Origin of the sequence: Pseudomonas sp. TWP3-2 (assembly GCF_049897765.1) — a bacterium.
Taxonomy (GTDB): domain Bacteria; phylum Pseudomonadota; class Gammaproteobacteria; order Pseudomonadales; family Pseudomonadaceae; genus Aquipseudomonas.
This window is the reverse complement of record NZ_JAFCWW010000007.1, coordinates 206,790-218,674: the sequence shown is the minus strand read 5'-3', so window position 1 is coordinate 218,674 and position 11,885 is coordinate 206,790. Positions and strand designations below refer to the sequence as shown.

The 11,885-nt window shown below is 59.3% G+C and carries 13 protein-coding genes; 4 read left to right on the top strand and 9 right to left on the bottom strand.

The window, feature by feature from the left end; genetic code table 11:
• Positions 1-430: 430 nt before the first annotated feature.
• From ACP7EE_RS13400 to ACP7EE_RS13370, 7 genes are all read right to left on the bottom strand, one after another.
• Positions 431-1,060 carry a LysE family translocator gene (locus tag ACP7EE_RS13400; RefSeq protein WP_426234871.1) on the bottom strand — a complete coding sequence of 210 codons (630 nt, stop codon included), beginning with the start codon at positions 1,058-1,060 and terminating at the stop codon, positions 431-433.
• Positions 1,061-1,149: 89 nt separating this feature from the next.
• On the bottom strand, positions 1,150-2,499 hold the full coding sequence (locus tag ACP7EE_RS13395) for an NCS2 family permease (protein WP_420650372.1): 1,350 nt from the start codon (positions 2,497-2,499) through the stop codon (positions 1,150-1,152).
• 425 nt (positions 2,500-2,924) lie between these two features.
• The gene (locus ACP7EE_RS13390; RefSeq protein ID WP_426206380.1) at positions 2,925-3,296 is read right to left on the bottom strand and encodes a glutathione S-transferase N-terminal domain-containing protein; all 372 of its coding nucleotides are present in this window, start codon (positions 3,294-3,296) and stop codon (positions 2,925-2,927) included.
• Between the two features lie 101 nt (positions 3,297-3,397).
• Positions 3,398-3,943 (bottom strand): GTP cyclohydrolase I FolE, encoded by a 546-nt coding sequence (gene folE / locus ACP7EE_RS13385; protein WP_003204506.1) that lies wholly within the window; start codon positions 3,941-3,943, stop codon positions 3,398-3,400.
• 77 nt (positions 3,944-4,020) lie between these two features.
• Positions 4,021-4,578 carry a Smr/MutS family protein gene (locus tag ACP7EE_RS13380; RefSeq protein WP_426206379.1) on the bottom strand — a complete coding sequence of 186 codons (558 nt, stop codon included), beginning with the start codon at positions 4,576-4,578 and terminating at the stop codon, positions 4,021-4,023.
• A gap of 73 nt (positions 4,579-4,651) precedes the next feature.
• Positions 4,652-4,972 (bottom strand): hypothetical protein, encoded by a 321-nt coding sequence (locus tag ACP7EE_RS13375; RefSeq protein WP_007914024.1) that lies wholly within the window; start codon positions 4,970-4,972, stop codon positions 4,652-4,654.
• Between the two features lie 132 nt (positions 4,973-5,104).
• Positions 5,105-5,695, bottom strand: a complete 591-nt coding sequence (locus ACP7EE_RS13370; protein ID WP_426234870.1) for a cysteine hydrolase family protein — start codon at positions 5,693-5,695, stop codon at positions 5,105-5,107.
• Between the two features lie 238 nt (positions 5,696-5,933).
• On the opposite strand from ACP7EE_RS13370, the gene prmB reads away from it, so the two are divergent.
• Positions 5,934-6,842, top strand: coding sequence for a 50S ribosomal protein L3 N(5)-glutamine methyltransferase (prmB, locus tag ACP7EE_RS13365; RefSeq protein WP_426234869.1), 909 nt, complete (start codon positions 5,934-5,936; stop codon positions 6,840-6,842).
• Positions 6,843-7,022: 180 nt separating this feature from the next.
• Here prmB and ACP7EE_RS13360 read toward each other — a convergent pair whose 3' ends face one another.
• Positions 7,023-7,814: a hypothetical protein gene (locus ACP7EE_RS13360; protein WP_426234868.1), complete on the bottom strand. Its 792-nt coding sequence runs from the start codon at positions 7,812-7,814 to the stop codon at positions 7,023-7,025.
• A gap of 99 nt (positions 7,815-7,913) precedes the next feature.
• Complete coding sequence (locus tag ACP7EE_RS13355; protein WP_426234867.1) at positions 7,914-8,867, bottom strand: alpha/beta hydrolase; 954 nt, start codon at positions 8,865-8,867, stop codon at positions 7,914-7,916.
• 129 nt (positions 8,868-8,996) lie between these two features.
• On the opposite strand from ACP7EE_RS13355, the gene aroC reads away from it, so the two are divergent.
• The 3 genes from aroC to ACP7EE_RS13340 are packed head-to-tail and all read left to right on the top strand — an operon-like array spanning position 8,997 to position 11,885.
• Positions 8,997-10,088 (top strand): chorismate synthase, encoded by a 1,092-nt coding sequence (gene aroC, locus ACP7EE_RS13350; protein ID WP_426234866.1) that lies wholly within the window; start codon positions 8,997-8,999, stop codon positions 10,086-10,088.
• A 34-nt stretch (positions 10,089-10,122) separates the two neighbouring features.
• Complete coding sequence (locus tag ACP7EE_RS13345) at positions 10,123-11,268, top strand: MFS transporter (RefSeq protein ID WP_420650425.1); 1,146 nt, start codon at positions 10,123-10,125, stop codon at positions 11,266-11,268.
• Positions 11,265-11,885, top strand: coding sequence for a methylthioribulose 1-phosphate dehydratase (locus ACP7EE_RS13340; RefSeq protein ID WP_426234865.1), 621 nt, complete (start codon positions 11,265-11,267; stop codon positions 11,883-11,885). Before ACP7EE_RS13345 ends, ACP7EE_RS13340 begins: the two co-directional genes overlap by 4 nt.

Below are 11,885 nucleotides of genomic sequence, written 5' to 3'. Positions count from 1 at the left end.
CAATGCGTCCAGAGCCGAACGGGTAATCGAATATTCGCCGATATGCAATGGACCAAATAGCTGGTCGACGGTTTTCAGTTGCGCTCTTTTATGTTTGTTTTCGAGCGAGGGCTGAACAGATTCAAGTTCATCGAAATCAATTGTCGAAGCCGAGCGTTGATTCGAGACAAGTTCCACGTCTGTAACGAGTACCGTGTCTTTTTCTATCGAAGCATCAAGTATCAGAGTTGCCATTTGAACGTCCTTGTCCTGGAATTGATGTTGCGCTGCGGCGCCATCTTAGGGGGACGTTTCAAATGAAGTACATCGACGGGGTGTTGCGGTGTGTTGCGTTTATCTTCAACTACCAAGGTCGCGGGATAGTTGGCTGCCATCTTCGATGTACAACTTGGATATCGAGGATGGCAGTATCAAATCAGAACACTATGTTTCAATGCCCGCTGAGCAGTGAAGCGGCACCGGCACCGCCGAACAATCCGGCACTGATCCGGTTAAACCAACTCTGGCCCTTGCCGCTGCGCAAATACCGCGCCGCACCATGGGCGCCCAATCCGTAGGTCAACTTGCACAGCAGATCCAGCACCGTCCAGGTCGCAATCATCACCAGCAGTTGTGGCAGAAACGGTTGTTCGGCACTGAGGAACTGCGGCAGAAACGCGGCAAAAAACAGAATGTCCTTGGGATTACTCGCCCCCAGCACGAACGCCCGGCTGAACAACGCGCGAAAACGCGGCACCGGCGCCGCTTGAGGTACTTCGGCGCCGACCGATGGCTGGCGCGATTGCTGCCAGCTCTGCCAGGCGAGGTAGAACAGGTAGATCGCGCCGACGATTTTCAGCGCGCTGAACAACTGTTCGGAAGCCAGCAGCAGGGCGCCCAACCCGAGTGCCGAAGCGCTGAGCAGGCAGATCGAAGCGAACACGCCACCAAGAAACGCCGGGTAGGAACGGCGCAACCCGTAATTCAGACTGTTGCTGATCATCAGCAACGACAGTGGCCCTGGAATGAGGATCACCACCAGCGCAGCGCCGCTGAACAGCAGCCAGGTTTCCAGACTCATCACTTTGCTCCTTTTTTGTTGTAATCAAGAATGTGCAAAAGCCCCACCCGCAAGGGTGAGGCTGATGTAAAGCGTGAAACGCGTGCGGTTTACAAGAAGATGAACTTGGCGATGAAGATCGCGCAGAGCACCCACAGGCTGACCGAAATTTCCTTGTACTTGCCAGTGCCGGCCTTCAGCGCCACATAGGTGATGAAGCCCAGCGCGATGCCGTCGGCGACCGAAAAGGTCAGCGGCATCATGATCGCAGTGACGATGGCCGGAATGCTGTCGGTGGCCTCGTCCCATTCGATGTGGGCCATGCCGCCCATCATCAGCATTGCAACGTAAATCAGTGCACCGGCGGTGGCGTAAGCCGGAATCATGCCGGCCAGCGGTGCGAAAAACATTGCCGCTATAAATAGCACACCCACTGTGACTGCGGTAAGACCAGTCCGACCACCCGCAGCGACACCCGCAGCACTTTCCACGTAGCTGGTGACTGGCGGAACACCGACCACAGCGCCGAATACGCTGGAGGCACTGTCGGCTTTCATGGCGCGCGAGAGGTTTTCGATGCGCCCGTCAGCGTTGACCAGATTGGCGCGCTGAGCCACGCCCATCAGGGTGCCGGCGGTGTCGAACATGTGTACAAAAAGGAAGGCGAGGACCACGCTGATCATGCTGACGTTGAACACGCCCGCGACATTCATCGCCATCCAAGTCGGCGCGAGGCTCGGCGGGGCCGACATGATTCCTTCGTAATGCACCAATCCCAGGCCCCAACCGGCGAGGGTCACGGTGATGATGCTGATGAGGATCGCGCCGAATACTCGGTGATAGCTGAGGATCGCGATCATCAGGAAGCAGATCGCAGCGAGCAGCGGGCCGGGCTCGCGCAGGGAGCCGAGTTTGATCAGGGTCGCCGGGCTATCGACGACGATGCCCGCAGTTTTCAGCCCGATCAGGCCAAGGAACAGGCCAACACCCGCCCCCATCGCATAGCGCAGGCTGACCGGAATACTGTTGAGCAGCCATTCGCGAATCCGCGAGAACGTCAGGATCATGAACAACACACCGGAAACGAATACCGCACCGAGCGCGGTTTCCCAGTTGTAGCCCATGGTCCCGACCACGGTGTAAGTGAAGAACGCGTTGAGGCCCATGCCTGGCGCCAAGCCCACTGGCCAGTTGGCATACAGGCCCATCAGCAGGCAGCCCAGCGCGGCGGCGATGCAGGTAGCGACGAAGGCTGCACCGTGATCGATCCCGGCATCGGCCATGATGTTCGGGTTGACGAAGATGATGTAGGCCATGGTGATGAAGGTTGTCAGACCGGCGATCAGCTCGGTCTTCACCGTGGTGCCATGCAAGGTGAGTTTGAAGATGCGCTCAAGCAAGCCATTGCGTAACGGCGGCGAGAGATCCAGCGGCGATGCTTCGGATTTGCGGCTTTCCACAGCGAGTACTCCTCAAGAGTTTTATTGTTATTTCCAGGGCCGGACCCATGAGGGGTGGCAGCGGCCCTTTGAGGCATACGCGAATTTGTTGACCGCTTGGTCAGGAACTCGCACGCTGTGGATTATGCTTTTGTGTACAAATAAAGCAAATATTGTTTTATGTTTTGTCGACGAAAGTTTTGTCGATAGGGATATATGCGCAGGACTCGAGTGTCTGGCAGCGGTGGTGCGTCAGGCGCAGGCCGCCAAAGCGGCCTGAAAACGAATAAACCGGCCATTGGGGCCGGTTTATTTTTGTCTGGATAGTGTGTTGTTTCAGCGGGCCTCATCGCTGGCAAGCCAGCTCCCACAGTGATCTGTGGCGTTCACAAAAGCTGTGGGAGCTGGCTTGCCAGCGATAGGGCCATCAGCAACACAGAACACCATCAGACCGCGGCAAACCGCGTGTTCAGATAATCGATGATCGCGTTGGATTCATACAGCCAGGTGGTCTGGCCGTTCTCTTCGATGCGCAGGCAAGGGACTTTGATCTTGCCGCCCTGTTCCAGCAAGGTCTGGCGATCCAGTTCATTGTTCTTCGCGTCCTTGAGCGCCACCGGCACATTCAGGCGACGCAGGCTGCGACGGGTTTTCACGCAGAACGGGCAGGCGTGGAACTGATACAGGGTCAGGTCCTTGGCCGCGGCGTCTACTTGGGCTTGAGCAGCGGCGGGGCGTTGCTTCTTGCCCGGACGGGTCAGGAAGTCAACGAAGATAATCAGTTGGCCGAGGCCGACACGAAGCGCTTTGACGAACACGTTACAAGCCTCACAGGGACATTGAAGAAGGCGCGCAGCTTACCCGATTTTTCACGGACGAAAAAAAACCGGCGATCAACGCCGGTTTTTTCGGTCACGCATTACTTGATCAGGCTGAGAAACTCGCTGCGGGTCGCCGCGTTCTCGCGAAACTCGCCGAGCATCACCGAAGTGATCATCGACGAATTCTGCTTCTCCACACCGCGCATCATCATGCACATGTGCTTGGCCTCGATCACCACGGCAACGCCCAGCGCGCCGGTGACTTGCTGCACCGCATCGGCGATCTGGCGGCTGAGGTTTTCCTGGATCTGCAGACGGCGGGCGTACATGTCGACGATCCGCGCGACCTTCGACAGGCCCAGCACCTTGCCGCTCGGGATGTACGCAACGTGCGCCTTGCCGATGAACGGCAGCAGGTGGTGCTCGCACAACGAGTACAACTCGATGTCCTTGACCAGCACCATTTCGCTGTTATCAGAGCTGAACAGGGCACCGTTGGTGACCTCTTCCAGAGTCTGTTCATAACCGCGGCAGAGGTACTGCATGGCTTTGGCGGCACGCTTTGGCGTGTCGAGCAGGCCCTCGCGGGAAACGTCCTCGCCCAATTGGCCGAGAATCGCGGTGTAATTCTGTTCCAGGGACATGAAACTACCTGTGGGGATTTTCGCAAAGGGCAAGGGTACGGTGGCGGACACAACCCTGCAAGTTCGATGTAACGACGTTATTCGTCGCGGCCTTCCATCATCGTGCGTTTGAGCATCACGTAAACCGCCCCGGCGCCACCATGTTTAGCCTGGCACGAGGTAAAGCCGAGTACTTGTGCGTGCTGACGCAGCCAAGTGTTGACGTGGCTTTTGATCATCGGCCGCTTGCCGTCCAGGCGCACAGCCTTGCCGTGGGTGACGCGCACGCAGCGGATTTCGAATTTGGTTGCTTCGGCGAGGAAGGCCCAGAGGGTTTCGCGGGCCTTTTCTACGCTCATGCCATGCAGGTCGAGGCTGCCTTCGAACGGAATCTGGCCGATCTTGAGCTTGCGCATCTGGCTTTCCTGCACCCCGTCGCGCGCCCACATCAACTCGTCTTCCGGGCCGACGTCGATGACGAACTGATCGGACAAGCCGTCAATGATCGTGCTGTCGGTGCGCACGGTGGCCGACTGGCGCAGCTTGGCGATCTGGGCGCGGTCGGTCTTCGGTTTGCCGGTGTCGGCGCGATCGTGTTTGATCGGCTTGACGCCGCGCAGCTCGTTTTTGAACAGGGAAAAATCGTCGTCTTGCATGTCAGCCTCCGCGAAGGGCGGCCAGTTTACCCAAGTAGACACAAAACGGCCCGGCAAAAAGCCAGGCCGTTATTCAATCGTGTTTTTTCATCAGGTGTGGCGACATGTTCAGTTCGCGCGATTGCCGTGCGCGACGCCGGCAGCGACGCCAAAGCGCCACGCCGAAATACAGGAACAACAGGCCGACCGCGAGAATGATCGCCGAACCCATCGGTGTTGCGTTCAAGTCGCCAAGCGCAGGCGGGCGCCCCAGCAGGCTGGCGGCACCGGCCATCGCCAGCAGCACGCCGAACGTCGCCAGAATGGCAGCAATCGCCGCGCCAAATCGAAAACGCCAGTTGCTTTGGCCTTTGGGCCGCAAGCGGCGTGCGTCAAATCCATCGGATAACTTCATTCCGACCTTCCTCAATGGGTATCGGCCCTTCGACCGGGAGTTGACCGGGTTGTTCCTGAGGCTAAGACAATTGCGCCAAATGCGAGGCTTTTGCGGATGAGCGGCGGTTTTGCCCGCTCACCGAAGATTGGATCAGACCAGATCCTGAGTCAGCGCGAGCGTGGCGAAGTTGTCCGCCATGATCGCCATTTCCGCTTCCTGAACCTGTTCGGCACTGAGCACGCGGCCCTTGAATGGCAAGTCGCGGGTAGCGCAGGCGTCTTCAACCAGGGTGCAGCGGAAACCCAGGTTCTTCGCCGCGCGCACGGTGGTGCTGACGCTGGAATGGCTCATGAAGCCGCAGACGATCAGGTCCAGTGATCCAAGATTCTGCAGGCGCTCCAGCAATGCGGTGCCATGGAACGCGCTCGGCAGCAGTTTATCGATGATCGCTTCATCGCCCTGAGGCTCGAGGCCGGGGATGAATTCGCCACGTTCGCCCTGCGGATCGAACAGACCGCCGACAGTGCCGAGGTGGCGCACATGCACGATTGGCCGGCCGGCGGCGCGGGCCGCAGCGACAACCTGTTTGATGTTCGCGACCGCCGCGTCCATGCCGTTCAGGGCCAGCGGGCCGCTGAGATATTCTTTCTGGGCATCGATGATGACCACGGTGGCATGGCTCAACGTGGCCGCTGCGTAACCGCGACCGCTGAGTTGAAACATCGTTTTTGGAACGGACATTCTGGGGCTCCTTGGGGTGGGGCTTTTGCGACATTCTCCTCTGGCTGAGCGGTTCTGTGAATCGCTACCATCGTAGGCACCGTCGTTGTTGGCCTGCAGCCTTGTCAAGTTACACGTTCTGTTCAATAGCTGATGGAAAAAATCGAAGAGTCCTACGGTCGCGCAGGTTTTTTCCTGCGTCGTCGTGGCGCGTTTTGGCTGGTAGAATCGCCAGTCGTTTTTTCTGGAGTTCTGCCCCGTGATCACTTCCCGACTTCGTACCCTGCGCGACCACATCCGTTGGGCCGTCAGCCGCTTCCATGGGGAGGATCTGTTTTTCGGCCATGGGACCGACAATGCCTGGGACGAAGCCCGGCAACTGGTGCTGGGCGCGTTGCACCTGCCATGGGAAATTGCCGACAGCTACCTCGATTGCGCACTGGAAGAGGACGAACTGGTCAATCTGCAACGCATGCTCAAGCGTCGTATCGAAGAGCGCATTCCGACGGCTTATTTGCTGGGCGAGGCGTGGTTCTGCGGTATGTCGTTCATCGTCGATGAGCGCGTGTTGATTCCGCGTTCGCCAATCGGCGAGCTGCTCGAAAACCGTTTTGCGCCGTGGATTGGTGAGGAACCTGCGCGGATTCTCGACCTGTGCACCGGCTCCGGGTGCATCGGTATTGCCTGCGCCTACGAGTTCCAGAATGCCGAAGTGGTGTTGGCCGATCTGTCATTCGAAGCGCTGGAAGTGGCCAATCAGAACATCGAGCGTCACGGCGTCGATGAGCGTGTGTACACGGTGCAGGGCGATGGTTTCGATGGTTTGCCCGGTCAGCGTTTCGACCTGATCGTGTCGAACCCGCCCTACGTCGATGCGGAAGATTTCGCCGACATGCCGGACGAATATCAACACGAACCGGAACTGGGTCTGGCCTGTGGTGATGACGGTCTGAACCTGGTGCGCCGGATGCTCGCCGAAGCGGCGGATCATCTGACCGAGAAGGGTTTGCTGATCGTCGAGGTGGGCAACAGCCAAGTGCACGTCGATGCGCTGTACCCGGAAGTGGATTTTGCCTGGCTGGAATTCCAGCGCGGCGGGCATGGTGTGTTCATGTTGACGGCGGAACAGTGCCGCAATCATCAGGCGCTGTTTGCTTCGCGCGTCTGAATCGCAATTAAGACGCCGCAGTTCTTGTGGCGAGGGAGCTTGCTCCCGCTGGTCTGCGAAGCAGACCCTTAACTTGGCACCACGGTTTTTCCGATACACCGAGTGCTCAGGTTTTGCGGTCGCTTCGCAACCGAGCGGGAGCAAGCTCCCTCGCCACAGATCAGCGCTGATTCAAGATTTTCAACGGTGTGTAGCAATCCAGATCAACAACCCCGCCTGAAACACCGAAAACGCCACCAGACACGTAATCGTAAAACGCAAACCCGCGTCTTCACGCTTGAACTTGCTGACCTTGTCTTCCTGCACTTTCAGCTTTACTTCCTGCTCGGCCAGATTCTGCTCGGCCTGTTGCAGCATCTGCGCCGCTTCGAGAATCTCGACGATCTGCAGCTTTTCGCTGTTCCAGTCGCCCACTAAATCCCCGACCTGCGCCTCTTTGACGCTGCCCTTCAAATGCTGCGCATCGGCATACGCCACGTCAAAACCATGCACGCGCAGAAAGTGATCGCGACGCAGGCGGGTGTCTTCGTTGAGCGCGTCCTTGTTGTTCAAGTCCACGCCGTCGACGGTGTAGGCGGGCCAGCGTTTCTTGGCCCAAGTGATGCCCTGAGCGGCCATGAAACGGCCGATGCCACGGTTCAGCGGTTCGATCTGCAAGCCGCTGTCCGGACCGAAATGCACGCGTTTGGTCTTGTGATCGACCCACACATCCAGAAGATTCTGCTCCTTGCGCACGCGCTGGCCGGGCAGTTTGATCGCCATGCGCATCAGGCTTTGTTCTTTGCTGTTGCGCTCGGCGTAGCCGAATTCGACGAAACGCAGCGGCCGTCCGCCGGTGTTGCGGTCGGTCTTCAGCGGCGCCAGACGGAGCATCTTGTGGTGCTCGACATGAACGTCCGCCCACGGCAGCTCGACCGCTGGCGGCGCGTCTTTTTCAGCGGTGGTGTCGGGTGAAGTCTGGGTATCAGTCATAACGGCGAGATCCTGTCCAAGCCCTGCTTGTCGCCAGCCGGTACGCTGGCGACAAAGGCTTATCGGCCGTTTTCTGCAGGACTGGAGGGGAAACCGTGCTTAACGGGTGCGAATTCCGTCAATAAAGTCGAGGATCTGTGAACCCAGTTCCGCTGCCAGTGGCAGATTCGGGTCTTTATAGGAGGCCAATTGCCGCTTCAGATCATTGGGCACGATGCGCAAGACGTGATTCATGCCTTCGATCAGCGCCAGCTTGGCGTCCGGTTTGGCGACTTTGAGCAGTTTCGCGTCATCGACCTGCACCTGAATGTCGTTGCTGCCCTGCACGATCAGCGCCGGCATTTTCAGTTGGGCGAAGGCTGCCGCCGGATCCTGACGGAACAGCGAGATCAGATACGGCTGCACGCTCGGGCGGAAAATCACCTGCAATTGTGCGGGCACGTTGTCGTCAGTGCGCCCGGCCTTGAGGCTGTCGAGCAATTCGTTGCTACGCAGCATCAGTGGCGGCGGCAGGCGCTGCGACAATTGCTGACGGATCACTTGATCAACCGGCCGCGCGCTGCCGGACAAAGAAATGACTGCCGCTGCATCGACTTTCGGCGCGGCGAGGCTGGCAATCAACGCGCCTTCGCTGTGGCCGAGCACGATTAACGGTCCGAAACGCGGATCAGCCTTGAGCTTCTGGCCCCAGGCGACGGCGTCCGCCACATAAGCCTCGATGCTCAGATTGCGCTCGTCCGGGGTCACCGCCAGGCTCGCTGCCACGCCGCGCTTGTCGAAACGCACGCTGGCAATGTTGTGTTTGGCCAGCACCCAGGCCAGCCGTTTGAGGCTGTCGTTGCGTCCGCCGTCCGGATTATTTCCGTCGCGATCGGTAGGACCCGAGCCAGACAGAATCAGGACAACCGGCACAGGCGTGTCGGACTTCGGCAACAACAGCGAGCCGAAAAGTTCGCCGCCATCGGTAGGCAAAGTGATAGGTCGTTGCAGGACAGTCGCCTGAACAAAGCCGGTAAACAGGGTAAGACTCAAGATCAAAACTCGCAGCATCATCACGCCATCATTCGCCAAGGTGCCGGTTGGACTCACCAACACCGCTAAGGTTCGAGGATGAACTACTCGGTTAGCCTGCGTATACTGGCGCGCATCAAGAATCAGGTTTGATTTCACGGAGCGTCCTGCATGTCCGGCAATACCTATGGCAAGTTGTTCACTGTCACCACCGCGGGCGAGAGCCATGGTCCGGCGTTGGTCGCCATTGTCGACGGCTGCCCGCCGGGCCTGGAGATTTCCCTCGAAGACCTGCAGCGCGACCTCGATCGCCGCAAGCCGGGCACCAGTCGCCACACCACCCAGCGTCAGGAAGCCGACGAGGTCGAAATTCTCTCCGGCGTGTTCGAGGGGCGCACCACCGGTTGCTCGATTGGCCTGCTGATCCGCAACACCGACCAGAAGTCCAAGGACTACTCGGCGATCAAGGATCTGTTCCGTCCGGCCCACGCCGACTACACCTACCACCACAAATACGGCGAGCGCGATTATCGCGGCGGCGGTCGCAGCTCGGCGCGCGAAACTGCCATGCGCGTAGCGGCCGGGGCGATTGCCAAGAAGTATCTGGCCAGCCAGGGCATCGTCATTCGTGGCTACATGAGCCAGCTCGGCCCGATTGAAATCCCGTTCAAGACGTGGGACTCGGTGGAGGACAACGCGTTCTTCAGCCCGGACCCGGACAAAGTGCCGGAGCTGGAAGCCTACATGGACCAGTTGCGCCGCGATCAGGACTCGGTCGGAGCCAAGATCACCGTGGTTGCCGAGGGCGTGATGCCGGGTCTTGGCGAGCCGATTTTCGATCGCCTCGACGCTGAACTGGCCCACGCGCTGATGAGCATCAACGCAGTTAAAGGCGTGGAAATCGGTGCCGGTTTCGCCTGCGTTGCCCAGCGTGGAACCGAGCATCGCGATGAAATGACCCCGGAAGGTTTCCTCAGCAACAACGCTGGCGGCATTCTCGGCGGCATCTCGTCCGGTCAGCCAATCGTTGCGCATCTGGCGCTGAAGCCAACATCGAGCATCACTACGCCGGGCCGTTCGATCGACGTCCACGGCAACCCGGTGGATGTGATCACCAAAGGCCGTCACGACCCGTGCGTCGGCATCCGCGCCACACCGATTGCCGAAGCGATGATGGCCATCGTGTTGATGGATCACCTGCTGCGTCACCGTGGCCAGAATGCCGATGTGCGCGTGAGCACCCCGGTGCTGGGTCAGCTTTAATGGCTGACCCGCAAGCCACCGCAGTCTGACCGGCGTGGCGGCGCTCCCGTACTGGCGGCTGTCCAGTTTTTATCTGTTCTATTTCGCCTTGCTCGGTTCGACAGCGCCGTTTCTGGCGCTGTACTTCGATCACCTCGGCTTTAGCCCCGCGCGCATTGGCGAGCTGGTGGCGATCCCGATGCTGATGCGCTGCGTGGCGCCGAACATCTGGGGCTGGCTCGGCGACTACACCGGCAAACGCCTGGCCATCGTGCGCTTCGGCGCGGTGTGTACGCTGCTGACGTTCTCGCTGATCTTCGTCAGCAAAAGCTACGCGTGGCTGGCGATGGTCATGGCGCTGCACGCGTTCTTCTGGCACGCAGTATTGCCGCAGTTCGAAGTCATCACGCTCGCGCATTTACAGGGCCAGACCTCGCGCTACAGCCAGATTCGGCTGTGGGGTTCGATCGGTTTCATCATCACCGTGGTCGCGCTCGGTCGCTTGTTCGAATGGCTGAGCCTGGATATCTACCCGGCGGCGCTGGTGCTGATCATGGCCGGCATTGTTCTCAGCAGTTTGTGGGTGCCCAACGCGCAACCGGTGCAGGGCGATCGACCGACCGGTGATGGCTTTCTCAAGCAATTGCGCACTCCCGGCGTACTGGCGTTTTATGGCTGCGTTGCGCTGATGCAAATGAGCCACGGGCCGTATTACACATTTCTGACTTTGCACCTGGAAAAACTTGGCTACACGCGGGGCGTGATCGGCATGCTCTGGGCGGTCGGCGTGGTCGCAGAAGTGCTGATGTTCATGGCCATGAGCCGGATTCTTGCGCGCTTCTCGGTACGTCGGGTGTTGATGGCGAGTTTTCTGCTGGCAGCATTGCGCTGGTTGCTGCTAGGTTCGTTCGCCGAATTCCTCTGGGTATTGCTGTTCGCTCAGGTGTTGCACGCGGCCACGTTCGGCAGCTTTCACGCGGCTGCCATCCAGTTCGTGCAACGTAGTTTCGGCGCGCGCCAGCAAGGGCAGGGCCAAGCGTTGTACGCGGCGCTGGCCGGTACCGGCGGCGCGCTCGGCGCGTTGTACTCCGGCTACAGCTGGAATGCCCTCGGCGCGACATTGACCTTTAGTATTGCCAGTCTCGCAGCGCTCGCCGCTGCCGTTATCATTGCTACCCGAATGCAAGAGGACAGGCCATGAGCCTTACGCGTGAACAGCTCGCTCAGCAAATCGTCGACGCCGGGCGTTTTCTTTATGGTCGCGGCTGGTCGCCAGCCACCAGCAGCAACTATTCGACGCGCCTGTCGCCGAGCGAAGCGCTGCTGACGGTGTCTGGCAAACACAAAGGTCAGTTGGGCCTGGATGACGTGCTCGCTACCGATATGTCCGGCAACAGTCTCGAACCGGGCAAAAAGCCGTCTGCCGAAACCCTGCTGCACACCCAGCTCTATAACTGGCGCGCGGAGATCGGTGCGGTGCTGCACACGCATTCGGTGAATGCCACGGTGCTGTCGCGCCTGACTCCGGAAGATTTCATCGAGTTTGAAGACTACGAACTGCAAAAAGCCTTCAGCGGCATCTCGACCCACGAATCGCGGGTGCGCGTGCCGATCTTTGATAACGATCAGGACATTGCGCGCCTCGCCGCCAAGGTGCAGCCTTGGCTCGACGCCCATCCGGATTGCGTCGGTTACCTGATTCGCGGCCACGGCCTCTACACCTGGGGCGCAGGCATGAACGATGCGCTACGGCAGATCGAGGCCTTTGAATTCTTGTTTGAATGCGAGTTGAAAACCCGCAGCGTGTTGAACCGTTAA

Coding starts and splice junctions, on each gene's coding strand:
- ACP7EE_RS13400 (WP_426234871.1), bottom strand. CDS start 1,060: ATGAGTCTGGAAACCTGGCTGCTGTTCAGCGGCGCTGCGCTGGTGGTG.
- folE (WP_003204506.1), bottom strand. CDS start 3,943: ATGTCCCTGGAACAGAATTACACCGCGATTCTCGGCCAATTGGGCGAG.
- ACP7EE_RS13380 (WP_426206379.1), bottom strand. CDS start 4,578: ATGCAAGACGACGATTTTTCCCTGTTCAAAAACGAGCTGCGCGGCGTC.
- ACP7EE_RS13375 (WP_007914024.1), bottom strand. CDS start 4,972: ATGAAGTTATCCGATGGATTTGACGCACGCCGCTTGCGGCCCAAAGGC.
- ACP7EE_RS13370 (WP_426234870.1), bottom strand. CDS start 5,695: ATGTCCGTTCCAAAAACGATGTTTCAACTCAGCGGTCGCGGTTACGCA.
- ACP7EE_RS13360 (WP_426234868.1), bottom strand. CDS start 7,814: ATGACTGATACCCAGACTTCACCCGACACCACCGCTGAAAAAGACGCG.
- ACP7EE_RS13355 (WP_426234867.1), bottom strand. CDS start 8,867: ATGATGCTGCGAGTTTTGATCTTGAGTCTTACCCTGTTTACCGGCTTT.
- aroC (WP_426234866.1), top strand. CDS start 8,997: ATGTCCGGCAATACCTATGGCAAGTTGTTCACTGTCACCACCGCGGGC.
- ACP7EE_RS13340 (WP_426234865.1), top strand. CDS start 11,265: ATGAGCCTTACGCGTGAACAGCTCGCTCAGCAAATCGTCGACGCCGGG.